A 24,123-nucleotide genomic window follows, 5' to 3' on the forward strand; every position below is an offset into this window, starting at 1 on the left:
CCCTTCTCGGCCGCCCGGTCATCGTCCAGCGTCTGGAACGAGGCCGCGTTGGTCTTCACGAGGTGCTCGGTGCGCGCAAGCTTGCTGACCGCGGCGTCGAGCTCCGCCTCGCGCTGCGCGACGACGGCCTGCGCCGCCGTGTGCTCCGCCTCGCGCTGCTTGACGACGCTTTTCGCGGTCTCGACGCCGATCTTGGCCCGCTGCAGCTGAGCCACAGCCTGCCGGCGCTGCGCCTCGAGCTGCAGCGTGTCCATCCGCACCAGCGGCTGGTTGGCGGTCACGAAGTCGCCTTCGTCGACCAGGATCTCGTGGATGCGTCCGGCGGTCTTCGTCGCGATGTCGATCTCGACCGCCTCGATGCGGCCGTTGGCTTTGACGATCCCCTCGGGCAGGCCGCTTCCCGCGAGCCGCGACCAGTACAGATAGCCTCCGACGGCGGCCGCCACGACGAGCGCAACAACAAGCCAGCGCCTCGACACCGACATCACGCGGCTCCCATCAACTCTCGAGAGCGCGCCCTAGACTTTACCAAGGATGAAAACGCGTTCTCGCAGGGCTGCTCGCACACACAACACAGGTGGCGCACGCCGAGCGGAAGGAAACGCCTTCCGAATTGTGGACCGGTCATCCGCCTCCCGGAATCCCCCGGTCACGCGTCGATGCGACCGTCCACGATCCCGAACTCACTCTGTTTCTCGGGTCGAGGCGCCACCTTGATCCACGTCAATCGCCGCCGCCGGGCCCAGGCCGTAGTGTGGCCGGACCGTCGTCCGGGCGCGGCCGGTCGCCGATGGCCGCCGTTCGGCTCCACGGTCATGCGCCGCGACGGCAGCGAGGCTCGAGTATGGTGAGCGAGACCGGGCGGGGAGGGTCTTCGGACCGGTCGGCCCGGAACGAGGAGCCGCTGGGCGGCGAAGCCTTCGCATCGATCGACCGGATGACCGAGGCCCTGTGGGGGCGGCTCACCGGCGGCCTGTCGCCGATGGCGTGCTCGCTGGCGCTGTTCGACTGGTCGATCCATCTCGCCGGCGCGCCCGGCAAACGGGCGGAGCTCATGGACAAGGCGGCGCGCAAGGCCGCCCGCTTCTGGATCTATGCGGCGGCCGTCGCCGCCGGGGAGAAGGACGTCCCCCCATGCATCGAACCATTGCCCGGGGACCGGCGCTTCGCCGACCATGGCTGGGCCACGCCGCCCTATAGCCTGATCGCGCAGTCGTTCCTACTGAACCAGCAGTGGTGGCACAACGTCACGCATGACGTGCCGGGCGTCGCGAGGCACCACGAGGAGGTGGTGTCGTTCGCGGCGCGCCAGCTGCTCGACATGTTCTCGCCCTCGAACAGCCCGTTCCTGAATCCTGCGATCGTCAGGAAGACGGCCGAGACCGCAGGAGCGAACTTCGCGAGAGGCTTCCGCAACTGGCTGGAGGACGCCAGCCGGCTGGCGTCCGGCCGGCCTCCGGTGGGAACGGAGGACTTCAAGGTCGGCCGCGACGTGGCGGTGACGCCCGGCAAGGTCGTCTGCCGCAACCATCTCTTCGAGCTGATCCAGTACGCGCCGCAGACAGAGAAGGTCGCGGCCGAGCCGGTGCTCATCGTGCCGGCCTGGATCATGAAGTACTACATCCTGGACTTGTCTCCGCGGAACTCGCTCGTCCGCCATCTCGTGGCGGCCGGACGCACCGTCTTCTGCATCTCCTGGCGCAATCCCGGCCCGGAGGATCGCGATCTCGGCCTCGACGACTACCGCCGGCTCGGCGTCATGGCTGCGCTAGACGCGGTGGGCGCGATCGTGCCGGCCACGAAGATCCACGCGGCGGGCTATTGCCTTGGCGGCACGCTGCTGGCGATCGCCGCCGCGGCCATGGCGCGGGCCGGCGACGACAGGCTCGCGACGATGACGCTGCTCGCGGCGCAGACCGATTTCACGGAGCCCGGGGAGCTCGCGCTGTTCGTGGACCACAGCCAGCTCCGCTTCCTCGACAGCATGATGTGGAACCGCGGCTATCTCTCAGCCGACCAGATGGCGGGCGCCTTCCAGCTGCTGCGCTCGAACGACCTCGTCTGGTCGCGGCTCGTGCACGACTACATGATGGGCGAGCGCCGCCGGATGATCGACCTGATGGCCTGGAACGCGGACTCGACCCGGATGCCCTATCGCATGCACTCCGAGTATCTGCGCCGGCTCTATCTCGACAACGAGCTCGTAGGAGGGCGCTTCATGGTCGACGGACGCCCCGTGGCGCTGCAGAACATCCGGGTCCCGCTGTTCGTCGTCGGCACCGAGCGCGACCACGTCGCGCCGTGGCGGTCCGTCTACAAGATCCACCAGCTCACCGACGCCGAAGTCACCTTCGTGCTGACGAGCGGCGGACATAACGCCGGCATCGTGAGCGAGCCCGGACATTCCGGGCGGCGATATCGCGTCGCGCGCAAGACCGCCGCCGATCCCTGCCTCGGCGCCGACGAATGGGCCGCCGCCGCGACGGTGAAGGACGGCTCGTGGTGGAGCGAATGGCTCGACTGGCTCGACAGTCACTCGACGCCGGACCGCAGGGCTCCTCCCGCCATGGGCGCGCCGGACAGGAATTATGCGATCCTGGCGGACGCCCCCGGCGAATACGTGCTGGAGCGCTGAAAGCCGGAATGACCGAGACCGTCCTGAGAAACCGCACCTTCGACGAGCTCGCGATCGGCGACACGGCCTCGCTGGTGCGCGTCGTGGGGCGCGACGACATCGACCTGTTCGCGGCGGTGTCCGGCGACGTCAACCCGGCGCATCTCGACGCCGCGTTCGCGTCCACGGACATGTTCGGCCATGTGGTGGCGCACGGCATGTGGACCGGGGCTCTGGTCTCGGCGGTGCTGGGCGCCAAGCTGCCGGGTCCCGGCACTGTCTACCTCGAGCAGGACATCCGCTTCCGCCGGCCGGTCCTCCCCGGCGACACCATCACGGTGACGGTCACCGTCAAGGAGAAGCGGCCGGCCAGGCGGATCGTGCTGCTCGACACGGTCGCGACGAACCAGCGCGGCGAGGAGGTCCTCACCGGGGTCGCGACCGTGATCGCGCCGGAGAAGAGCATCGAATGGCCGCGCGCCGAGCTGCCCGAGGTCAGGCTCCGGCGGCACGACCGGTATGAGGAATTCGTCGCGGAAGCCCGCGGCCTGCCGCCGATCGGCGCGGCGATCGTGCATCCCTGCTCGCCCGAGGCGATCCTCGGCATGATCGAGGCGCGCGACCAGGGCCTGCTCGATCCGCTGCTGATCGGTCCTGAGGCCAAGATCCGGGCGGCGGCCGAAGCCGCGGGGGTTTCACTCGCCGGGATCCCGATCGAGCCCGTGGCGCACAGCCACGCCGCCGCGGCGCGGGCGGTGGAGCTCGCGGTCTCCGGCGCGGTCGGCGCCCTTGTGAAAGGAAGCCTCCACACCGACGAGCTTCTCGGCGCCGTGGTCGCCTCCGGATCCGGGCTGCGCACCGAGCGCCGGATCAGCCACGTCTACGCAATGGATGTTCCGGCCTACGCCAAGCCGCTGGTGGTGACGGACGCGGCCATCAACATCCAGCCCAGCCTCGAGCAGAAGCGCGACATCTGCCAGAACGCCGTCGACATGCTGCGGCTGCTCGGCGTCGAGCAACCGCGCGTCGCCGTACTGGCCGCCGTCGAGACCGTCAACGCCAAGATGCCGTCGACGCTCGACGCGGCGGCGCTGACCGTCATGGCCGCGCGCGGCCAGATCACCGGCGCGCTGGTGGACGGGCCGCTCGCCTTCGACAACGCCGTCAGCCCGGACGCAGCAAGAACCAAGGGCATCGTCTCGCCAGTCGCCGGCGAGGCGGACGTGCTGCTCGTGCCCGATCTCGAAGCCGGCAACATGCTGGCGAAGCAGCTGATCTACTTCGCGGGCGCCGACGCCGCCGGGCTCGTGCTCGGCGCGCGCGTCCCCGTAGTGGTCACCAGCCGGTCGGACTCGCTCAGGACGCGCATCGCCTCCGCGGCGCTGGCCAAGCTCGTGGCCTCTCGCCAGCCCCTCGCCGGAAAGATGCCCCGATGAGCGAACGGCTTCTGATCACCTTCAACGCCGGTTCCTCGACCGTAAAGATCGGCCTGTTCGAGCTCGACGGCGGGCCGCGCCGGGTGGGCAAGGGCATGATCGACTTCCGGCGCGCGCCGCTGCGCTTCGAGCTCACGGAGGGGCCGGACCGGTTCGACGTGACGCTCGAGGCCGCGCCCGGCAGCGACATGCACGAGGTGCTGGAGGAAGCGTTCGGCCGCCTGTCCTGGCACTTCGACCTCGGGCTCATCGAGGCGGTCGGCCACCGCGTCGTCCATGGCGGCGACACGTTCTCCGGGCCCGTCAGGATCGACGAGGCGGTTCTCTCTCAGCTGGAGAGCCTCACCGCGCTCGCCCCCTTGCACCAGCCTCAGGCGCTTCGCCTGATCCATGCGATCGCGCGACTGCGGCCCGAGCTCCCGCAGACCGCCTCCTTCGACACCGCCTTCCATCGCACCAACGCCGAGCTGACGCAGCGCTTCGCGCTGCCGCGGGCGCTGCACGACGAGGGCGTGAAGCGCTACGGCTTTCACGGCCTCTCCTACAAGCACATCGCCGGTGAACTGGGGCGGCTACATCCGGAGGCGGCCAAGGGCAAGGTCGTCGTCGCCCATCTCGGCTCGGGCGCAAGCCTGTGCGGGCTCGAGAACGGCGTGGGCCGCGACACCAGCATGGGGTTCTCGACCCTCGACGGCATCCCGATGGCGACCCGGTGCGGCGCGCTCGATCCGGGCGTGCTGCTCCACCTTCTGGGCCAGCAAAATCGCAGCCTGAAGGATGTCGAGGACATGCTCTATCACTGGTCGGGGCTGCTGGGCGTCTCGGGCGTCAGCGCGGACAGCCGCGAGTTGCTCGCGAGCCGCCTGCCGGAGGCCCGGGAGGCGATCGAGCTCTTCGCATTCCGCATCGCCGGGGAGACGGCCCGCATCGCGTCGACGCTCGGCGGCTTCGACGCGGTGGTTTTCACCGCCGGCATAGGCGAGCACCAGCCCGAGATCCGCTCCCTCGTCGCCAGGCGCCTCGCCTGGCTCGGCCTCACGCTCGACGAAGCCGCCAACGCCGCCAACGCCGGCCGCATCAGCGCGGCGGAGAGCGCGGTCGCGGCTTTCGTCATCCCGACCGACGAAGAGCAGGTGATCGCCGATGAGGCGGCCTCGGTCCTCGGCGCGAAGGATGCGCCCGTCGCGGAGGCGGCCGGCCGCGTCTGATCGACGGGCCGGCCTCCATCGTCACGCCGCGGTCGGGGCGGACTCCCAGCGCCAGTTGCGAACCTCCGGCATGTCCTGGCCGTTCTCGCGCACATAGATCGCGTGTTCCGTCAGCTTCTCCTGAAGCTGACGGATGACGTGAGCGGCGGAATCCGCGAGCCCGGGCACGCGGGCCATCGCCTCCATCGCCAGATGGAACCTGTCGAGCTCGTTCAGCACCGCCATGTCGAACGGGGTGGTGGTGGTGCCTTCCTCCTGGTACCCGCGCACATGCATCCTCGCGTGGTTCGCCCGGTCATAGGTCAGGCGGTGGATGAGATACGGGTAGCCGTGGAAGGCGAAGATCACCGGCTTGTCGCGCGTGAACAAGGCCTCGAACTCGCGGTCCTCCAGCCCGTGGGGATGCTGCCGCCTGGTCTGCAGGGCCATGAGGTCGACGACGTTGACGACGCGGATCCTCAGTGCGGGAAGCGCTTTCCGCAGGATGTCCACCGCCGCCAGCGTCTCCACGGTGGGCACGTCGCCGGCGCAGGCCATCACGACGTCGGGCTCCAGACCCGCGACCTCCGTCCCGGCCCAGTCCCACACTCCGGCGCCCCTCGCGCAATGCAGCGACGCCTGCTCGATGTCGAGCCACTGGGGCGCCGGCGCCTTGCCGGCGACGATGACGTTGATCCGGTCGTACGTCCGCAGACAGTGATCGGTCACCCAGAGCAGGCAATTGGCGTCGGGAGGGAAGTAGATCCTCGCGATGTCCGCCTTCTTGTTGGCGACGTGGTCCACGAAGCCGGGGTCCTGATGGCTGAACCCGTTATGATCCTGCTGCCAGACATGCGAGGTCAGCAGGTAGTTCAACGACGAGATCGGGCGGCGCCAGGGGATTTCGCGCGTCACCTTCAGCCACTTGGCGTGCTGGTTGACCATCGAATCCACGATGTGGATGAAGGCCTCGTAGCATGAGAACAGGCCGTGGCGACCGGTCAGCAGATAGCCTTCGAGCCAACCCTGACAGAGGTGCTCGCTCAGGATCTCCATCACGCGCCCATCTTTCGCGAGGTGGAGATCGGGAGGCTCTGTGGGCTCCATCCAGACGCGATCCGTGACGTCGAAGACGGCGTCGAGCCGGTTCGACGTGGTCTCGTCCGGTCCCATCAGGCGGAAGTTCCGGGCCTCGGCGTTGAGGCTGATCACGTCTCTCAGGAGTCTGCCCATCACCCGGGTGGCTTCGGCGGAGACGCCGCCGGGTTGGGGCACGTCGACCGCCTGTGCGCGGAAGTCGGGCATCTTCAGCTCCCGCCGCAGGACGCCGCCATTCGCGTGCGGGTTCGAGCCCATGCGGCGGTCGCCGGCGGGGGCCAGCGCCTGCAGCTCCGGCCGGAGCCGGCCTGCTTCGTCGAACAGCGTCTCCGGACGGTAGCTCCGCATCCAGGTCTCGAGCACCTCCATGTGGGCGGGATCGTTGCGCGCGTTCGAGACCGGCACCTGATGAGAGCGCCACGAGCCCTCGACCTGGTGGCCGTCGACCTCCTTGGGCCCGGTCCAGCCCTTCGGGCTGCGCAGCACGATCATCGGCCAGCGGGGCCACCCGCTTTCGTTTCCGTCCCTCCACGCCGACTGGATCGCGCAGATGCGGTCGAACGCCCGATCCAGCGCGTCCGCCATCAGCAGGTGCATGGCCTCCGGCGCCGAGCCTTCGACGAAGACGGGCTCGTAGCCGTAGCCGACGAACAGGCTCTGGAGCTCGTCATCGCTCATCCGGCCAAGCACGGTCGGGTTGGCGATCTTGTAGCCGTTGAGATGCAGGATCGGGAGGACGGCGCCGTCATGCGCCGGGTTGAGGAATTTGGACGAATGCCATGAGGCCGCAAGCGGCCCCGTCTCGGCCTCGCCGTCCCCGACGACGCAGGCCACCACCAGGTCGGGATTGTCGAAAGCCGCGCCGAAGGCGTGCGTCAGCGCGTAGCCGAGCTCTCCGCCTTCGTGGATGGACCCTGGCGTCTCGGGCGCGACGTGGCTCGGGATCCCGCCCGGGAACGAGAACTGGCGGCACAGCTTCCGCAGGCCGTCGATGTCCTGGCCGACGGCCGGATAGACCTCGCTGTAGGTGCCTTCAAGGTAAGTGTTCGCCACCATTCCGGGACCGCCGTGGCCGGGTCCGCAGACGTAGAGGACTCCCAGGTCACGCGCGCGGATGATCCTGTTCAGGTGGGCGTAGATGAAGTTCAGGCCGGGCGTGGTGCCCCAATGGCCGAGCAGGCGCGGCTTGATGTGCTCCGGCCTCAAGGGTTCCCGCAGCAACGGATTTTCGAGAAGATAGATCTGTCCGACTGACAGGTAGTTCGCCGCCCGCCAGTAGGCGTCGATCAGATGGAGCTCCTCGTCACCCAGAGGGGTCGAGGCGCTTGGGCCGAAATCGTCCATTCCGCCACCATTGTATTAAGCGCGAACGCTCGGTTCCAGAACCTTCCCGGACGCTATCCAGCTGCCTGATCTGGAGAATTGAGGCAGATCAAAGCCGTCCGTCAAAGGGGCGAGTAGCGTCACCCTACCATAAACGCACCGAGCGCCCCCGCGCTCATTCAGCGACAGCCGATACGCTCCATGCGCGTCCGGACCAGCCAATCTGAACGACCTCGCCGCCCTCTGAGCTGCCGGTTGAAGCGCGTGCTGCTTCACCTCGTCCATGGCGGGGGCCAGCTTCACCCGAGCAGGCGACATGGCTACGACATCGTGGCGCCGCTCGACGAGGAGGGCCGGTTGAACACCGATCTCTGGCGGTCGCATTGGGCGTACTGCCGGGTGATCCGGTTCTGGGGAGATTCGCCCTCTCTGGCCGGCATGCTCAAATACCGGCCTGCAGCGCTCGAGGAAGAAGGCTGGTTCTTCGACTTCGACCCGAACTCGAGCGATGACGACCAGTTCGGTTACCGCCTCGACATCCGGAAGTTCATCCAGGGCGGATACCTGTCGTTGCACGATCGACATGACGACGTGTGCAAGTTCCAGATCGTGAACGTCGCAGAACTGCCGGCGCAGGAGGCGTTCGAGCGCCGTCCGGAGGCCGCCGCCTCGGGAGCCGCATCATGAGCAACTGCAAGGCAAGCTCGCCGCCTTGGTCGCCCGCATCGCGCAGCTTTGGTTCGCCGGTGACGCGAGCCTCTGTCCATAGGCAGACGAGCGAGATCGGCCCTCTGAGTCGTAAAACCTATGGAACGCGGCGACATACAGGCGCTGGCGTCAAATAAGAGTGCGTCAAAGTACTGTGCGAAGCGGGGATTGCCGTTAAGTTGTTGTAACAAAGCGCCTGAAATATTGTTTGATCGTGAGAGCGTGCCCGCAATTATGCTGTCGTACTCGCGATCGATGCTTCAGTAGTCGGTGTAGCGTCGAGTTTTCTAGATCTGACGAGGTTCCCTGAAGAGCGATCGTGCGCCTGAGCGCCCGGGATCGCTCGGGCGCGGTGAGAGCGGAGAATTCGTCGTGGCGGTGTCAGTCACCTCACCAAACGGGTCGGCGGAAGCCGCCAGCCGCGCCCTCTGGGCAAGTACAGTCGCTTTCACGGCGAGTTTCGCCGTCTGGACCATCTTCGCCATCATCGGCATCGGCATCCGGGACGAGCTCGACCTGTCGGAGACGCAGTTCGGCCTTCTGGTGGGAACGCCGATCCTCTCCGGATCACTTTCGCGGCTCTTCCTGGGCATGTGGTCCGACCGCTACGGCGGGCGCAAGATCTTCGCAGCCCTGATGTTCATCTCCGCGGCCGCGACCTTCGCGCTGATTTGGGCCGACAGCTACCCCAAGATGCTGCTGGCCGGCCTGGTCGTAGGCCTCGCCGGCGGCACCTTCTCGGTCGGCGTCCCCTACGTCTCGCGCTTCTTTTCCCCCGAACGACAGGGCACAGCGCTCGGCATCTTCGGCGCCGGCAATGTCGGAGCGGCGGTCACCAAGTTCCTCGCCCCCTTCGTCATGGTCGCGATGGGCTGGCGCGGCGTCGCGGAGGTTTGGGCGATCGGCCTCGCGTTGACGGCGGTCGTCTTCCTGCTCGTCACCAAGGACGAGCCGGCCGACACCGCCCGGCCGCCCGAGGCTTTCCTTGATCAGTTCAAGGTGCTCGTCCACGCGCAGGTCTGGCGTTTTTCGCTCTACTACTTCTTCGTGTTTGGCGGCTTCGTCGCGCTCGCCCTGTGGCTGCCGCACTACCTGGTCTCGACCTACGGCCTGTCGCTGGCCTCCGCCGGCATGCTGGCCGCCTTCTACTCGGTGCCGGCCAGCCTGTTCCGGATCTATGGCGGCGTGCTGTCGGACCGGTACGGCGCCCGCGCGGTGCTGTACTGGACCTTCGCGGTCGGGGTCGTCGCGACCTTCATGCTGTCCTATCCACCGACGACCTACATCATCGAGGGCATCAGGGAGCCGATCCGCTTCTCGACCAGCATGGGGCTCGCCCCATTCCTCGTCATCATGTTCGTCCTCGGCTTCTTCATGAGCCTCGGCAAGGCCGCCGTGTATAAGCACGTGCCGGTCTACTACCCGCACGAGGTCGGAGCCGTCGGCGGTCTCGTGGGCATGATCGGCGGGCTCGGCGGCTTCCTTCTGCCGGTCGCGTTCGGCGTCCTGGAGGATCTGACGGGCGTCCGGACAGCCTGCTTCGCGCTGCTGTTCCTCGTCGCCGTCGCGTCGCTGATCTGGATGCACGTCTCGGTCCTGAGCCTGAACCGCGAGAAGGCTCAGCCCGAAGCGCTGGCCGCCGCGCCGGCGCGTCCGCTCGGCGACGCACGCTCGGCCGTGGCGGCGCCGGACGAACGGAGCACGCCCGAGCAGGCGGCGCAGAAGGAGCAGGAGGCGCGCGACCCGCACCTGCTGACCGACTGGCGCCCGGAGGATACTGAGTTCTGGGAGAGCACCGGTCGGGCCATCGCCCGGCGCAATCTCTGGATTTCGACCTACTGCCTCGCGCTCGCCTTCGCGGTCTGGCAGCTCTGGAGCATCGTCGCGGCGTGGTTGCCGGCGGCCGGCTTCAACTTCACCTCGAACCAGCTCTTCTGGCTCGCGGCCGCGCCCGGGATCTCCGGCGCGACGCTGCGCATCTTCTACTCCTTCCTCGTGCCGGTGTTCGGCGGACGGCTGTGGACAGCCCTTTCGACCGGGCTGCTTCTCATTCCCGCGTTCGGCCTCGGCTACGCCGTCCAAAATCCCGAGACCCCCTATCTGATCTTCCTCGCGCTCGCGCTTCTCTGCGGCTTCGGAGGCGGCAACTTCGCCTCCTCGGTCTCCAACATCTCCTTCTTCTTCCCCAGGAAGGAGAAGGGTCGGGCCCTCGCGATCAATTCCGGCATCGGCAATATCGGCGTGAGCGTCATGCAGATGGTCGTGCCGATCGTGATCTCGATGGGCATCTTCGGCTATCTCTCCGGATCGCCGCAGACGACGCCCGACGGCGCGACGGTCTGGCTGCAGAACGCCGGCTTCTTCTGGGTGCCCCTGATCGCCGCCGGGGTCATCGCGGCCTGGTTCGGCATGGACGACATCGCCTCGGCCAAGGCGTCGTTCACCGAACAGATGATCATCTTCCGGAACCTGCACACCTGGGTGATGTGCTGGCTCTATACGGGGACGTTCGGCACCTTCATCGGAATGTCGGCCGCGTTTCCGCTCCTGACGCGGCTCGTCTTTCCGCAGGCCGACGCGCTGCACTACGCCTTCGTCGGACCGCTGGTGGGCGCCCTCTCGCGCGCTTTCTCGGGAGGGCTGTCGGACCGGCTCGGCGGCGAACGTGTGTCCTTCTGGGTCTTCGTTTCGATGACCGTCTTCACGCTCCTGCTCATCTGGGGGCTGAGCATCGAGAGCTTCACGATCTTCTTCTCCATGACCCTGCTGCTCTTCTTCGCGAGCGGCGTCGGCAACGCTTCGACCTTCCAGATGGTGCCTGGGATCATCGCGCGGGTCATCGACGCCCAGACGCCGCACGCCACCGTCGAGGAGCGCCGCCACCAGGCCGAGTTCGAGAGCGCGGCGATCACCGGCTTCATCTCCGCCATCGCGGCCTATGGCGGCTTCTACATTCCCAAAGCTTTTGGAACGTCGATCGCCGTCACCGGGAGCGCCGACGCGGCGCTCTACGGTTTCGCCGCCTTCTTCATCACCTGCGCCCTGGCGACCTGGTACTTCTACACCGGACCGCGCGGGCTGTTCAGGACGACGGAGCCACGCGCATGAGTCACTTCCTTGATCGGCTGACTTTCTTCCGGCAGCACCGCGAAACCTTCTCCGACGGGTGGGGCGTCGCGACCGACGAGCCCCGCGCCTGGGAGAACGCGTACCGGAAGCGCTGGGCTTCGGACAAGATCGTCCGCTCCACCCACGGCGTGAACTGCACCGGCTCTTGCTCCTGGAAGATCTACGTCAAGGGCGGGATCGTCACCTGGGAGACGCAGCAGACCGACTACCCGCGCACGCGCCCCGACCTGCCCAATCACGAGCCGCGCGGCTGCCCCCGCGGCGCGAGCTACAGCTGGTACCTCTATTCCGGAACGCGCATCAAATATCCGCTCGTGCGCGCGCGGATGCTGAGAGCGTGGCGCGGGGCCCGCGCCACGCTCGGGCCGGTCGAGGCGTGGCGCAAGATCGTCACGGACGCGGACACGCGCGCGGACTGGGTGACGCGCCGCGGGCGGGGCGGTTTCGTGCGCGCCAGCTGGGACGAGGTCTCCGAGATCATCGCCGCGGCGAACATCTACACGATCAAGGAATACGGGCCGGACCGGATCACCGGCTTCTCGCCCATTCCGGCGATGTCGATGGTCTCCTACGCGGCGGGCACGCGCTACCTGTCCCTGATCGGCGGAAGTTGTCTCAGCTTCTACGACTGGTATTGCGACCTGCCGCCGGCCTCGCCGCAGACCTGGGGCGAACAGACGGACGTTCCGGAGAGCGCCGACTGGTACAATGCGGGTTTCCTGCTCGTCTGGGGCTCGAATATCCCGCAGACCCGGTCGCCGGACGCCCATTTCTACACTGAGGCTCGCTACAAGGGCACCAAGAGCGTCGTCATCTCGCCCGACTACAGCGAGGCCTGCAAGTTCGCCGATATGTGGCTGCATCCGAAGCAGGGCACGGACGCGGCGCTTGCGCTCGCGCTCGGCCATATCGTGCTCAAGGAATTCTACATCGACCGGCAGGTCCCGTACTTCCAGGACTATGCGCGCCGCTACAGCGACATGCCCTTCCTGGTGAAGCTGGTCGAACGCGACGGGCAGCTGGTCCCGGACCGCTTCCTCCGCGCCGCCGACTTCCCCGACGCGCTCGGGGAGGAGGCGAACCCCGACTGGAAGACCGTCGCGATGGACGAGGACGGGCGCATCGTCTGTCCGCGCGGGTCGGCCGGGTACCGCTGGGGCGATCCGGGCAAATGGAACCTCGAGGAGAAGGACGGCGCCGGCGCGCCGGCGTCCTTGCGGCTCTCGATGGTCGGCGTCGACGACGAGCTTGCTCCGGTGAGCTTCCCCTATTTCGGCGGAAACGCGCCGGGCGCCTTCGTCTCCACAGGTCATTCCGAGGTGCTGAACCGCGTCACGCCGGTGCGCCTCCTCGAACTCAAGGACGGCGAGGCGCTCGTCGCCACCGTGTTCGACCTGCTCTGCGCGAACTACGGCGTGGATCGCGGCTTTGGCGGGGGCGACGTCGCCTCGACCTACGATGATGACGTGCCGTTCAGCCCGGCCTGGGCGGAGCGCATCTGCGGCGTGCCGCGGCAGGCCATCCTGCAGACGGCGCGTGAATTCGCTGAGACCGCCGAGAAGACCAACGGGCGCGCCATGGCGATCGTCGGAGCCGGGATCAACCACTGGTACCACATGGACATGAGCTATCGCGGCATCATCGCGTTGCTCGTCATGTGCGGCTGCGTCGGCAAGTCCGGCGGCGGCTGGGCGCATTACGTCGGCCAGGAGAAGCTGCGTCCGCTCACCGGCTGGACGCCCCTCGCTTTCGCGCTCGACTGGACGCGCCCGCCGAGACTGGTGAACGGCACGTCGTTCTTCTACACGCACACCGACCAGTGGCGTTACGACACGCTGAAGGTCTCGGACATACTTTCCCCGACGGCTCCGGCGGGGAACTGGTCCGGCTCCATACTCGACTACAATCTCCGTGCGGTGCGCATGGGCTGGTTGCCCTCCTCTCCGCAGCTCAACACCAATCCCCTTCGGCTGACGCGCGAACTGGAGGCGCGCGGCCAGGACCCCGCCGAGGCCCTGCCTGGCATGCTGCTGTCGAGCGAAGTCAAGCTCGCCATGTCGGATCCCGACGCGCCGCAGAACTGGCCTCGAAATATGTTCTTCTGGCGCTCAAACGTGCTCGGCGCCAGCGGCAAGGGCCACGAATACTTCCTGAAGCATCTGATCGGCTCGCTCCACGGCGTCGTCGGCAGGGAGGAGGGCGTTCGCCCCGATGAGGTCGTGTGGCGCGAGGAAGCCCCGAAGGGCAAGCTCGACCTGATGGTCACCATCGACTTCCGCATGTCGACGACGAGCATCTACTCCGACATCGTTCTTCCGACCGCGACCTGGTACGAGAAGCACGACCTCAATACGTCCGACATGCATCCCTTCATCCACCCGCTTTCGGCGGCGATCGATCCGGTGTGGGAGTCGCGGACGGACTGGGACATCTTCCGCACCATCGCGCAGACCTTCTCGCGGCTCGCCGAAGGGCAACTCGGGGTCGAGAAGGACATCGTCCTGACCCCGATCCAGCACGACAGTCCGGAGGAGCTCGCACAGCCCTACGGGCCGCTCGACTGGGGCCGCGACGACATCGATCCGGTGCCGGGCCGGACCATGGCCACGGTCTCCATCGTCGAGCGCGACTACCCCGCCACCTATGCGCGCTTCACGTCGCTGGGCCCGAAGCTGGAGGCGCTCGGCAACGGCGGCAAGGGCCTGAACTGGCCGACCAAGGAGGAAGTGGCGGCGGTCGGATCGCTGAACGGCCGCGTCGAGACGGGGCCGACCGCCGGGAGGCCGAACGTCCTCACCGACATCGACGCCTGCGAGACGATCCTGATGCTGGCCCCGGAGACCAACGGCCAGGTCGCGGTCAAGGCGTGGGAAGCTCTCGGGAAGGCGACCGGGCGCGATCACACCCATCTTGCGGCCGGCAAGGAGGAGGAGAAGATCCGGTTCCGGGACGTCGTGGCCCAGCCCCGCAAGATCATCTCCTCTCCGATCTGGTCCGGCCTCGAGAGCGACAAGGTCTGCTACAACGCCGGCTACACCAACGTCCACGAACTCATCCCCTGGCGCACGCTGACCGGCCGGCAGCAGCTCTTCCTCGACCACGAGTGGATGCTGGCCTTCGGCGAGGGCTTCGTGACCTGGCGGCCTCCGATCGACACTAAGACGGTGGCGCAGGTCGTCGGCAAGCTGCCGAACGGCAATCCCGAAATCCAGCTCAACATCCTCACGCCGCACCAGAAATGGGGCATCCACTCGACCTATACCGAGAGCCTTCTGCTTCTCAGCCTCAATCGCGGCGGACCCGCGATCTGGATCAGCGAAGTGGACGCCCGGAAAGCCGGAATAGAGGACAACGACTGGATCGAGGCGTTCAACGTGAACGGGGCCGTGACGGCCCGGGCGATCGTTTCGCAGCGCGTGATGGAAGGCACGGCGATCATGTATCACGCGCAGGAAAAGCTCGTGAATACCGTTGGGTCGGAGATCACCAGCCAGCGCGGCGGCGTGCACAACTCCATCACCCGCATCAACATGAAGCCAACTCACATGATCGGCGGATACGTCCAGTTCGCCTACGGCTTCAACTACTATGGAACGGTCGGAGCGAACCGCGACGAATTCGTCATCGTTCGCAAGATGAACCACGTCAACTGGTTCGATAAGGCCGTGGACGACGCGTTCAACATGGACGCCACCGCCGATTGGGGCGGACACCGCGCCGCGTCAAAGGAAACAGCGACATGAAAGTTCGCGCGCAGATCGGGATGGTGCTGAATCTCGACAAATGCATCGGCTGCCATACCTGCTCGATAACTTGCAAGAACGTCTGGACGAACCGCGAGGGCGTTGAATACGCCTGGTTCAACAACGTCGAGTCGAAGCCAGGCATCGGCTATCCGAAGGATTGGGAGAACCAGAGCCGCTGGAAAGGCGGCTGGGTCCGCAAGGCGAACGGCCGCATCGAGCCGAAGATCGGCGCCAAGTGGCGGGTCCTCGCCAAGATCTTCGCCAATCCTGATCTTCCCGAGATCGACGACTTCTACGAGCCCTACACCTTCGAATACGCCTGGCTGCAGAAGGCGCCCGAGCTTCAGGCCCAGCCCTCCGCCAAGCCGCGCTCGCTCATCACCGGCGAGGTGATGAACAAGATCGAGTGGTCGGGCAACTGGGAGGATGATCTCGGAGGAGAGTTCGAGCGGCGCTCGCAGGATCATAATTTCGAGGGGATCGAGAAGGAGATCTACGGGCAGTTCGAGAAGACCTTCCTGATGTACCTGCCCCGGCTTTGCGAGCATTGCCTCAATCCGTCCTGCGTCGCGTCCTGCCCCTCCGGGGCAATCTACAAGCGCGAAGAGGATGGCATCGTCCTGATCGACCAGGAGAAGTGCCGAGGCTGGCGCATGTGCGTCTCGGGCTGCCCCTACAAGAAGATCTACTACAACTGGTCGTCGGGAAAGTCCGAGAAATGCATCTTCTGCTTCCCGCGCATCGAGGCCGGCCAGCCGACGGTCTGCTCGGAAACCTGCGTCGGGCGCATCCGCTATCTCGGCGTCATGCTCTACGACGCCGACCGGATCGAGGAGGCGGCCTCGGTCGAAAATCCTCAGTCGCTCTATGAATCGCAGCTGTCGATCTTCCTCAATCCCCGAGATCCCGAGGTCCGCAAGCAGGCCCTCGCCGACGGGGTGCCGGAAGAGTGGCTGGACGCCGCCATCCTGTCGCCGGTCTACAAGATGGCGATGGAATGGAAGGTCGCCTTCCCGCTCCATCCCGAATTCCGCACCCTGCCGATGGTCTGGTACGTGCCGCCGCTCTCGCCGATCCAGTCCGCGGCCGAGGCCGGGAAGATCTCGGCCAAGAACGGCATGCCCGACATCGAGAGCCTGCGCATCCCGATGCGCTATCTCGCGAACATGCTCACCGCGGGCGAGGAGGCGCCGATCATCTCCGCGCTCAAGCGGATGCTGGCGATGCGCGCCTTCATGCGGGCCAAGACGGTCGACGGCCGCCTCGACGAGGGCATCGCGCAGGAGGTCGGGCTGACCGCCCTCCAGGTCGAGGAGATGTACCGCTACATGGCGCTTGCGGCCTACGAGGACCGCTACGTCATCCCGACCAGCCATCGCGAGGTGGACGAGAACGCCTACCACCTGCGCGGTTCGGGCGGCTTCGCCTTCGACGAGCCGACCAACGGGGCGACCAAGACGAACCTGTTCGGCGGCGCCAAGCGCACGCCGCGCAAGCCCTACATGGACGTGCCGCTATGAAGTACACGCTGCGCGGCCTTTCGGCTCTTATCGCCTATCCGAGCGAGGATCTCCAAACGCATATCGGCGGCGTCCGCGCCGCCCTGCATCAGGAGGCGGAGCTTTCGTCCGACGCCCTGGCGCGCCTCGAGCCGGTGTTCGACGCCTTCGGGCGAGACGATCTGTTCGACCTGCAGGCGCATTACTGCGAGCTGTTCGACAGTTCGCGCTCTCTCTCTCTTCATCTCTTCGAGCATGTCCACGGCGACGGCCGCCAGCGCGGCCAGGCCATGATCGATCTCGGGCAGGCCTATCTCGCCCGCGGCTTCATGATGCGGGAGACCGAGCTTCCGGATTACCTGCCGATGTTTTTGGAGTTCCTGTCGGTCCTGCCGAAGGACGAAGCGGAGGAATGGCTCGGCCAGCCGGCCCACGTGCTGGCCGCGCTGGAGCAACGCCTCGCCGAACGGGAGAGCTACTACGCGGGGGTGCTGCACAGCCTTCTGCGGCTCGCGGAGCGGCGCCCTGCGCCGGAGGCCGCACCGGACCTCCCCGACTACCGGGATCCGGCGACGCCCGAGGAAGTCGACCGCGCCTGGGAGGATGCTCCCATCAACTTCAACGCCCCTCTTGGGGAGTCAGCCGAGCCGTCCAGGCTGATAACGCGCCTGCGCGCCGCGCAACGCGACGCGAACGTGCAAGCAAAAGGAGGCTGAGATGTGGGAGACAGTGAACTACCTCCTCTTCGGCTGGTACCCTTATCTGGCCGTCACCGTCCTGGTGTTCGGAAGCATCCTGCGCTTCGATCGGGCGCAGTATTCCTGGCGCTCGGAATCCTCGCAGTTCCTTCGGCGCAAGCAGATGCTGGTGGGGTCGAACCTGTTCCACCTCGGCATCCTGGTGATCCTGGTCGGGCACTTTGTCGGCCTGCTCACGCCGATCGCGGTCTTCGAGCAGTTCGGCATCAGCCACGCGGCCAAGCAGCTGATGGCCATCACGGTGGGCGGCATCGCCGGCATCGCCGCCCTAATCGGGTGCACGCTGCTGCTTCACCGCCGGCTGTTCGACCCCCGCATCCGGCGCAGTTCCTCGATCGGCGACATCCTCGTGCTCACCATGATCTGGCTGCAGCTGATCGTCGGCATCGGCAGCTTCTACTGGACGTTCCAGGCGCTCGACGGGCACGAAATGGTGCGCCTGATGGGGTGGGCGCAGGGTCTGCTGACCTTCAAGCCCGACGCATCGAACCTGTTGATGGAGACCGCGCTCGTCTACCGGCTGCACATCGTCATCGGCCTGACGATCTTCCTGATCACCCCGTTCACCCGGCTCGTGCACGTCTTCAGCGCGCCGGTCTGGTACCTGTTCCGACCGGGTTATCAGGTGGTGCGGTCGCGCCGCGGGCCCTCGCAACCAGTCCATGACCCCTTCGGAGGCGCGGTCAGCGGGGCCGTCTCGATCGGACGGGCTCAGGCGGAGAGCGCACAATGAGCGCCACCGTGGTCATCGACCGCCGTTCCGAGCCGGTCATGCCGAGCAGCTGCGGCAGCGGCTGCGGCTGCGCCTCCGCCTCGAAGCCGGTGGTCCAGCCGCCGCCCGAAGGCAAGGTCTCCGTCAACGGCGTGGAGATCGAGGCCGAGGCGATCGCCCGCGAGATCCAGAACCATCCCGCCGAGGACGGCGCGACCGCCTGGAGATCGGCCGCGCAGGCGCTGGTCCTGCGTGAGCTGATGCTTCAGGCCGCGCGGGGGGCGGGACTGGACCCCAGCCCCGAACGGGATCACGCCGGACGCGTGGAGACCGAGGAAGAGGCGCTGATCCGCGCGATCCTCGATCTCGCTCCCGAGCCCCAGAAAGCCGGCGAGGCGGAGTGCCGGCGGTATTACGATGCGAATCCGCACCGGTTCCGCATGCCGACCCTCATCGAGGCGTCGCACATCCTGCTGGAGCCGGGCTCCGGCGACCCCGAGGGCTGGGAGAAGGCGGAGCGGGAGGCCCGGGCGCTCGCGGCCGAACTCGGGGACGATCCCGCGGATTTCGCCGCCGCCGCACGCGCCTTCTCGGCCTGCCCGACGTCCCGGCAGGACGGCTCGCTCGGCCAGGTGCGTCCGGGCGAGCTGGTCGCCGAAATCCAGAGCGTTCTTGAGCGGCTGCCCGAGCAAACGACTTCCCGCGTGCCCGTCCGGTCTCGCTTCGGCTGGCACGTCCTGCGGCACCACCGCAGCATCCCGGGCAAGACGCTGCCCTACGAGATGGCCGCGGGAAAGATCGCCGAGATGCTCGACGCGCGCGCCTGGATGATGAGCGTCGCGGCCTACGTCCTGCAGCTGGCGAGGGAAGCGGAGATAGAGGGCGTCGTCCTCGATCCGGACAGCATGGCGGTCGCCCCGTCGCCGCCCCCGCGCGCTGCGGGCGGGCGCGTGTCGGCCCCGCTATAGAAGGCGTGAGTGATGAGCGATCAACCGCCCTTGGACCCTCAGCGTCTCAACCCGTCGCTACGAAGCGCCAACGATGGCAGCCACGATACGAGCCGTACGGCCGCGCCGATGGAGAGCATCTCCATCCGCAAGCCGCACGGCGGCGGCTGGGCCTGGGTGGCGCTCGCCGTGTTCATCCTTTGCGTCGTCGTTTCGGTGATCCTCATCTTCGGATGAACCGTCTTCGATAGGCGCGACAGAAGCCCCCTCGGCGAGACTGCCGAGAGGCTGCAGAGCAAGGCTCCATCGACCGTCGCCGGCGGACGCCCGTGAAGGCGTCCCTCTGCGGAACGCCGAGTCTCGAGCCGACATGCGTTCCACGAAATTTGGGTCGGGCCGCAGACCTGCACGATTGACGTGTGGTGGGCATGGTTCCAAATCCAGAAGGTGGTAATGTGGTCCGGGGTGGTCGAAGCCATGCGGAACGACCCTCGGCGGAAAGAAATCTCCGCGTCCGACGCGGACGGACTGGGCTCAGCGTCGAGAGGACGGGAGCCTGGGCGACCCGACGGCGCCCTCCATCCCCGGATTCGTCTCGACCGTCACAATCGCGAGTTGCGCTGGGTTCATTGTGGGGCGCACGGAAGCCGCCGGGCTCGGGGGGGCGCGGCCGGACCGAGCGCCCGCAGCGGCGGGACGCTCGACCCACCCGCCCCAGGCGGCCGCGAGGTCCGGGACGCAGCCCCATGACGAACGCCGTCGTGCACATCGTCGACGACGATCTCGACCTCCGGCGCTCGCTCGCCTTCCTGGTCGCGTCCGACGGGTTCGCCGTGCGGCTCTACGAGGGCGCCGAAAGCTTCCTCAATGAGTTCGACGACGCCCAGGACGGGTGTGTTCTGGTCGATGTCCTGATGCCAGGGATCAACGGGCTGGAGCTCATCACGATCCTGCGCCGGCTTGGCTCCACCATTCCGATCATCGTCATGACGGGACATGCCGACGTGGACCTGGCGGTCGAGGCTATGAAGCGCGGGGCCGTCGACTTCATCGCGAAGCCGTTCGATCTCTCCACGCTGCTCGGCGCGATCCGGGACGCCTTGCAGCGCTCGAACAGGCATGTCGAAACCGACGCGAGCGTTCGGGCCGTGCGTGAGCGTCTGGCCAGCCTCTCCAAGCGGGAGAGGGAGGTGCTCGATAGGCTGCTTGCGGGCAAGGCGAACAAGATGATCGCCTTCGATCTGGAAATCAGTCCGCGTACGGTCGAGATCTACCGCGCCAACGTCATGTCGAAAATGGGCGCGAAGAGCCTTTCGGCGCTCATCCGCCTCGCGATGTCGGCGACGCAGGAGCCGTGACGCGCGTCCATCTCCGCGGAGACGGAGTCATAAGGGCGCCGCGCGGTAGAGTGCGAGCCGGAAATTCAGATCCGACGCGCAAGCCGAAGCCGCCATAGGGGCGCGATAAGGGTATCTACCTAGGTACATCATCGGGATTTCGTCCGTTCCTCCCGTCTTTAGGGTCGATCCTCCGGCTAGGCAGAGGAGGGGTCCATGGTCCAGGTTCGGGTCGCGGCGTATCCGGTCAACGGAATCCACGGATCTCTGGCGAGCGCGCGGCCCGACTTCGCCGCGCATTGCGTCAACTGTTCGGTTCGCGACCTCAGCGTCTGTAGCGCTCTCACGCCCGAAGACCTGCTGCACTCCACTCAGATCTCGGAAACGATCCGTATTCCGGCCGGTGAAACCGTCTTCATCGCCGGCGAGCCCGCTCGCTCTGTCTTCACCATCAAGTCAGGCACGTTGCGGCTCTACCGGATACTGCCGGACGGCCGGCGGCAGATCGTCGGGTTCATCGGCGCGGGCGACTTCCTCGGCCTGGCGCTGGCGGGCCGCTACTCATACTCGGCGGACGCCGTGGATGATGTGTGCGCGTGCCGGATCGACCGCGGGCTCTACATGTCGTTCATGTCGAAGCGGCCGCATCTTCTGCGGCGCCTGCACGAGCTCGCGAACCAGGAACTGATCCTGGCCCACGACCACATGGTGCTTCTCGGGCGCCGATCCGCGGAGGAAAAGGTGGCGGCTTTCCTCCTCTCCCTGCGGGAGCGGATGCGCCGCCTCGGCACGAGCATGGTCACCCTGGCTCTGCCGATGAGCCGGGCGGACCTCGCGGATTATCTGGGGCTCACCATCGAGACGGTCTGCCGCGTGGTGTCGAAACTCGCCCGACAGAAGGTCCTGCTCGTCGTCCCGCACGGCGTGCGCCTGCTCGATCCGCGTCGGCTCGAGGAGATCGGCGCAAGCTGACCCCGTCTAGGCGGAGCGGCTGTCGAAGGCGCGGCTCCCGGCTGTAGCGGACGTCGACCTGAAGATCGCGAGACCCTCAGGTGTGCGCCGTCTCGACCGAGCGAGCTCTCCAGCTCGCCCGTAGGAAGGCGGCGATGAAGGCCAGCGACAGCGTAAGCACGATGGTCGGGGCGGGCGCGCTGTCTATGAAGAAGGACGCGTAGACGCCGACGAAGCTGCCGGCGGCGGCGACCAGCACGGCCACGGCCAGCATCGCGCTGAAGCGGCGGGTCAGCAGGAAGGCGATCGCGCCCGGCGCGATCAGCATGGCGATCGCGAGGATAAGGCCGACCGCCTTGAGCGCGCCGACGACGGTGAGCGAGATCAGCGCAAGCAGCCCGTAATGCAGCAGGCCGACCCGCAGCCCGACGGCCTTGGCCTGCGTCGGGTCGAAGGCGTGGAGAAGGAAGTCCCTCCACTTCAGGCCGATAACCGCGACCGTCACCGCCGCCACGGCCGCCGCCTCGGCGACGTCGCGCCAGGCGACGCCCAGCATGTCCCCGAACAGGATGTGGTCGAGATGCACGTCGGGCCTGATCTTGACGTAGAGCACGAGGCCGAAGCCGAACATGCCCGAGAACACGACGCCCATCACCGCGTCCTGCTTGATGCGGCTGTTGTCCTTGAGGAAACCGGTGGCGGCGGCGCACAGCATGCCGGCCGCGAAGGCGCCGACCGCGTAGGGCGCGCCGACCGCATAGGCGATCACGACGCCGGGGAAGATCGCGTGACTGATCGCATCGCCCATCAGCGACCAGCCCTTGATGACGAGGAAGCAGGAGAGGAGCGCCATCGGGACCGAGATCAGCGTCGCGATGGTCAGCGCCGTCACCATGAAATCGAACTGGAACGGCGAGGCGAGGGTCTCGAGAAGGCTCATCGCGCCGCCTCCGGCGTCCGGGCGGCGCGGCGGCGGGCCGCGATCATCCCGTGCTTCGGCGCGAACAGGAAAGCGGCGAGGAAGATCGCGGTCTGCAGCGTGACGATGACGCCGCCGGTCGCGCCGTCGAGGAAGTAGCTCACATAGGCGCCGACGGAGCTGGTCGCGGTTCCGATCGCGACGGCGATCACGAGCAGGCGCGGGAAACGGTCGGTCAGCAGGTAGGCCGTCGCGCCCGGCGTCACCACCATGCAGATGACCAGGAAGGCGCCGACCGTCTGCAGCGCCGCGACCGTCGAGGCCGACAGCAGCGTGAAGAACAGGACCTTGAGCCAGGTCGGGTTGAGGCCGATCGTGCGGGCGTGGCTCTCGTCGAAGAACACCACCATCAGATCCTTCCACTTGGCGAGAAGGATCGCGAGCGAGACGAAGCCGATGACGGCGAGCTGAAGCGTGTCCTCGGGCGTGATCGCGAGGATGTTGCCGAGCACGATGGTCTGGATGTTGACCGACATCGGCGACAGCGACGCCATGAACAGGCCGAGGCCGAAGAAGGAGGAGAAGATCAGCCCGATGATCGCGTCCTCCTTGAGCCGCGTCCGCTGGTTCAGGAACAGCATCGCGGCGGCCGCGAGCCCGCCGGAGAAGAAAGCGCCGATCGAGAACGGCAGGCCGAGCAGGTAGGCGCCGGCGACGCCGGGCACGATCGAGTGCGAGAGCGCGTCGCCGATCAGGGACCAGCCCTTGAGCATCAGGTAGCAGGAGAGGAAACCACACACGCCGCCGACCAGCGCCGACACCCACATGGCGTTGACCATGTAGCCATAGCCGAACGGTTCGAGCAGCGCGGCGGTCACGCCCGGTCGCTCCCGGCGGCGTCTGGGGCGCGCAGCGTCGCGCGGCCCTCATGCAGGATGAGCGGCCGCTCGTCGTCCGTGAACACGCCGAACGGGGTCGACTGGCCGCCCTTGGCCTGGTTGAGCACGAAGTGCCGCAGAACGCCGCCGAACGTCGCCTCGAGATTGGCCTGCGTGAAGGCCTCTTCGGTCAGCCCATAGGCCAGCACCGTGCCCTTGATCAGGATGGTGCGGTCGCAGAACTCCGGCACCGAGCCGAGATTGTGGGTCGAGACCAGCATCACCCGGCCCTCGTCGCGAAGCTCGCGCAGCAGCGCGATGATCTGATCCTCCGTCGTGACGTCGACGCCCGTGAAGGGCTCGTCGAGCAGGATGACGCGCGCCTCTTGCGCCAGCGCGCGGGCGAGGAACACGCGCTTCTTCTGGCCGCCCGAAAGCTCGCCGATCTGGCGCTTGCGGAAGTCGCTCATGTTGACGCGGTCGAGCGCGGAGGCGACCGCCTCGCGATCGGCGGCGCGGGGAATGCGCAGCATGCCCATGCCGCCATAGCGACCCATCATGACCACGTCCTCGACCAGGACGGGGAAGTTCCAGTCGACCTCCTCGGCCTGGGGGACATAGGCGACGAGGTTCTTCCGCAGGGCGTCGGGGACCGACATGCCGAGCACGCGGATCTCGCCCTTGGCGAGCCGCAGGAAGCCCATGATGGCCTTGAACAGCGTGGACTTGCCCGAGCCGTTCACGCCGACCAGCGCCGCGATCGTTCCGGTCGGTATCTCGAAGCTCGCGTCGCGCAGCGCGGTGTGCCCGTTGCGGTACGTCACCGTCGCGCCGCGGACCGCGACGCCCGAACCGTTGTCATCCGAGACGGGCACAGGCGC

At 67.1% G+C, this 24,123-nt stretch carries 18 protein-coding genes; 13 read left to right on the top strand and 5 right to left on the bottom strand.

Going from position 1 to position 24,123, the window contains the following annotated elements; genetic code table 11:
* The coding region (locus ACIKT0_RS00485) for an HlyD family secretion protein (protein WP_407103473.1) at positions 1-485 on the bottom strand (485 nt) is incomplete at its 3' end.
* 359 nt (positions 486-844) lie between these two features.
* On the opposite strand from ACIKT0_RS00485, the gene ACIKT0_RS00490 reads away from it, so the two are divergent.
* From ACIKT0_RS00490 to ACIKT0_RS00500, 3 genes are read left to right on the top strand one after another with little or no spacing between them, the layout of a single operon-like run.
* Complete coding sequence (locus ACIKT0_RS00490; RefSeq protein ID WP_407103474.1) at positions 845-2,635, top strand: PHA/PHB synthase family protein; 1,791 nt, start codon at positions 845-847, stop codon at positions 2,633-2,635.
* A gap of 8 nt (positions 2,636-2,643) precedes the next feature.
* Positions 2,644-4,050 carry a bifunctional enoyl-CoA hydratase/phosphate acetyltransferase gene (locus ACIKT0_RS00495; protein WP_407103475.1) on the top strand — a complete coding sequence of 469 codons (1,407 nt, stop codon included), beginning with the start codon at positions 2,644-2,646 and terminating at the stop codon, positions 4,048-4,050.
* Positions 4,047-5,258, top strand: a complete 1,212-nt coding sequence (locus ACIKT0_RS00500; protein WP_407103476.1) for an acetate/propionate family kinase — start codon at positions 4,047-4,049, stop codon at positions 5,256-5,258. Before ACIKT0_RS00495 ends, ACIKT0_RS00500 begins: the two co-directional genes overlap by 4 nt.
* A 21-nt stretch (positions 5,259-5,279) precedes the next feature.
* Here ACIKT0_RS00500 and ACIKT0_RS00505 read toward each other — a convergent pair whose 3' ends face one another.
* The gene (locus ACIKT0_RS00505) at positions 5,280-7,679 is read right to left on the bottom strand and encodes a phosphoketolase family protein (RefSeq protein WP_407103477.1); all 2,400 of its coding nucleotides are present in this window, start codon (positions 7,677-7,679) and stop codon (positions 5,280-5,282) included.
* 234 nt (positions 7,680-7,913) lie between these two features.
* Between ACIKT0_RS00505 and ACIKT0_RS00510 the strand changes: the two genes are divergently transcribed.
* From ACIKT0_RS00510 to ACIKT0_RS00555, 10 genes are all read left to right on the top strand, one after another.
* Positions 7,914-8,345, top strand: a complete 432-nt coding sequence (locus ACIKT0_RS00510; RefSeq protein WP_407103478.1) for a hypothetical protein — start codon at positions 7,914-7,916, stop codon at positions 8,343-8,345.
* A gap of 399 nt (positions 8,346-8,744) precedes the next feature.
* Positions 8,745-11,474: a nitrate/nitrite transporter gene (locus tag ACIKT0_RS00515; RefSeq protein ID WP_407103498.1), complete on the top strand. Its 2,730-nt coding sequence runs from the start codon at positions 8,745-8,747 to the stop codon at positions 11,472-11,474.
* Complete coding sequence (locus tag ACIKT0_RS00520; protein ID WP_407103479.1) at positions 11,471-15,238, top strand: nitrate reductase subunit alpha; 3,768 nt, start codon at positions 11,471-11,473, stop codon at positions 15,236-15,238. Before ACIKT0_RS00515 ends, ACIKT0_RS00520 begins: the two co-directional genes overlap by 4 nt.
* Positions 15,235-16,761, top strand: coding sequence for a nitrate reductase subunit beta (gene narH, locus ACIKT0_RS00525; RefSeq protein ID WP_407103480.1), 1,527 nt, complete (start codon positions 15,235-15,237; stop codon positions 16,759-16,761). The genes ACIKT0_RS00520 and narH overlap by 4 nt, the downstream gene beginning before the upstream one ends.
* The gene (gene narJ / locus ACIKT0_RS00530) at positions 16,758-17,456 is read left to right on the top strand and encodes a nitrate reductase molybdenum cofactor assembly chaperone (protein WP_407103481.1); all 699 of its coding nucleotides are present in this window, start codon (positions 16,758-16,760) and stop codon (positions 17,454-17,456) included. Before narH ends, narJ begins: the two co-directional genes overlap by 4 nt.
* Before the next feature lies 1 nt (position 17,457).
* Positions 17,458-18,231: a respiratory nitrate reductase subunit gamma gene (gene narI, locus ACIKT0_RS00535; RefSeq protein WP_407103482.1), complete on the top strand. Its 774-nt coding sequence runs from the start codon at positions 17,458-17,460 to the stop codon at positions 18,229-18,231.
* Positions 18,228-19,178 (top strand): peptidylprolyl isomerase, encoded by a 951-nt coding sequence (locus ACIKT0_RS00540; RefSeq protein WP_407103483.1) that lies wholly within the window; start codon positions 18,228-18,230, stop codon positions 19,176-19,178. Before narI ends, ACIKT0_RS00540 begins: the two co-directional genes overlap by 4 nt.
* A 12-nt stretch (positions 19,179-19,190) precedes the next feature.
* Entirely contained in the window at positions 19,191-19,394 is a 204-nt protein-coding gene (locus ACIKT0_RS00545; protein ID WP_407103484.1) for a hypothetical protein, read from the top strand.
* Between the two features lie 509 nt (positions 19,395-19,903).
* Positions 19,904-20,515: a response regulator FixJ gene (gene fixJ, locus ACIKT0_RS00550; protein ID WP_407103485.1), complete on the top strand. Its 612-nt coding sequence runs from the start codon at positions 19,904-19,906 to the stop codon at positions 20,513-20,515.
* A 195-nt stretch (positions 20,516-20,710) separates the two neighbouring features.
* Positions 20,711-21,466, top strand: coding sequence for a Crp/Fnr family transcriptional regulator (locus ACIKT0_RS00555; protein ID WP_407103486.1), 756 nt, complete (start codon positions 20,711-20,713; stop codon positions 21,464-21,466).
* 76 nt (positions 21,467-21,542) lie between these two features.
* On the opposite strand, the gene ACIKT0_RS00560 is transcribed toward ACIKT0_RS00555, so the two are convergent.
* Genes ACIKT0_RS00560 through ACIKT0_RS00570 form a run of 3 tightly spaced genes read right to left on the bottom strand, consistent with a single transcriptional unit; the run spans position 21,543 to position 24,117 of the window.
* Positions 21,543-22,385, bottom strand: a complete 843-nt coding sequence (locus ACIKT0_RS00560) for a metal ABC transporter permease (protein WP_407103487.1) — start codon at positions 22,383-22,385, stop codon at positions 21,543-21,545.
* Positions 22,382-23,242 (bottom strand): metal ABC transporter permease, encoded by an 861-nt coding sequence (locus tag ACIKT0_RS00565; RefSeq protein ID WP_407103488.1) that lies wholly within the window; start codon positions 23,240-23,242, stop codon positions 22,382-22,384. Before ACIKT0_RS00565 ends, ACIKT0_RS00560 begins: the two co-directional genes overlap by 4 nt.
* A complete protein-coding gene (locus ACIKT0_RS00570) occupies positions 23,239-24,117 on the bottom strand; it encodes a manganese/iron ABC transporter ATP-binding protein (protein ID WP_407103489.1) in 879 nt (292 codons plus the stop codon). Before ACIKT0_RS00570 ends, ACIKT0_RS00565 begins: the two co-directional genes overlap by 4 nt.
* Between the last annotated feature and the right edge of the window lie 6 nt (positions 24,118-24,123).

Origin of the sequence: Hansschlegelia beijingensis, from assembly GCF_045505405.1 — a bacterium.
Classification (GTDB): Bacteria; Pseudomonadota; Alphaproteobacteria; order Rhizobiales; family Methylopilaceae; genus Methylopila; species Methylopila beijingensis_A.

What these genes read in the sequence shown, in the direction of transcription:
- ACIKT0_RS00490 (WP_407103474.1), top strand. Translation starts at nt 845, where the DNA reads ATGGTGAGCGAGACCGGGCGGGGAGGGTCTTCGGACCGGTCGGCCCGG.
- ACIKT0_RS00495 (WP_407103475.1), top strand. Translation starts at nt 2,644, where the DNA reads ATGACCGAGACCGTCCTGAGAAACCGCACCTTCGACGAGCTCGCGATC.
- ACIKT0_RS00500 (WP_407103476.1), top strand. Translation starts at nt 4,047, where the DNA reads ATGAGCGAACGGCTTCTGATCACCTTCAACGCCGGTTCCTCGACCGTA.
- ACIKT0_RS00505 (WP_407103477.1), bottom strand. Translation starts at nt 7,679, where the DNA reads ATGGACGATTTCGGCCCAAGCGCCTCGACCCCTCTGGGTGACGAGGAG.
- ACIKT0_RS00520 (WP_407103479.1), top strand. Translation starts at nt 11,471, where the DNA reads ATGAGTCACTTCCTTGATCGGCTGACTTTCTTCCGGCAGCACCGCGAA.
- narH (WP_407103480.1), top strand. Translation starts at nt 15,235, where the DNA reads ATGAAAGTTCGCGCGCAGATCGGGATGGTGCTGAATCTCGACAAATGC.
- narJ (WP_407103481.1), top strand. Translation starts at nt 16,758, where the DNA reads ATGAAGTACACGCTGCGCGGCCTTTCGGCTCTTATCGCCTATCCGAGC.
- narI (WP_407103482.1), top strand. Translation starts at nt 17,458, where the DNA reads ATGTGGGAGACAGTGAACTACCTCCTCTTCGGCTGGTACCCTTATCTG.
- ACIKT0_RS00540 (WP_407103483.1), top strand. Translation starts at nt 18,228, where the DNA reads ATGAGCGCCACCGTGGTCATCGACCGCCGTTCCGAGCCGGTCATGCCG.
- ACIKT0_RS00545 (WP_407103484.1), top strand. Translation starts at nt 19,191, where the DNA reads ATGAGCGATCAACCGCCCTTGGACCCTCAGCGTCTCAACCCGTCGCTA.
- fixJ (WP_407103485.1), top strand. Translation starts at nt 19,904, where the DNA reads ATGACGAACGCCGTCGTGCACATCGTCGACGACGATCTCGACCTCCGG.
- ACIKT0_RS00555 (WP_407103486.1), top strand. Translation starts at nt 20,711, where the DNA reads ATGGTCCAGGTTCGGGTCGCGGCGTATCCGGTCAACGGAATCCACGGA.
- ACIKT0_RS00560 (WP_407103487.1), bottom strand. Translation starts at nt 22,385, where the DNA reads ATGAGCCTTCTCGAGACCCTCGCCTCGCCGTTCCAGTTCGATTTCATG.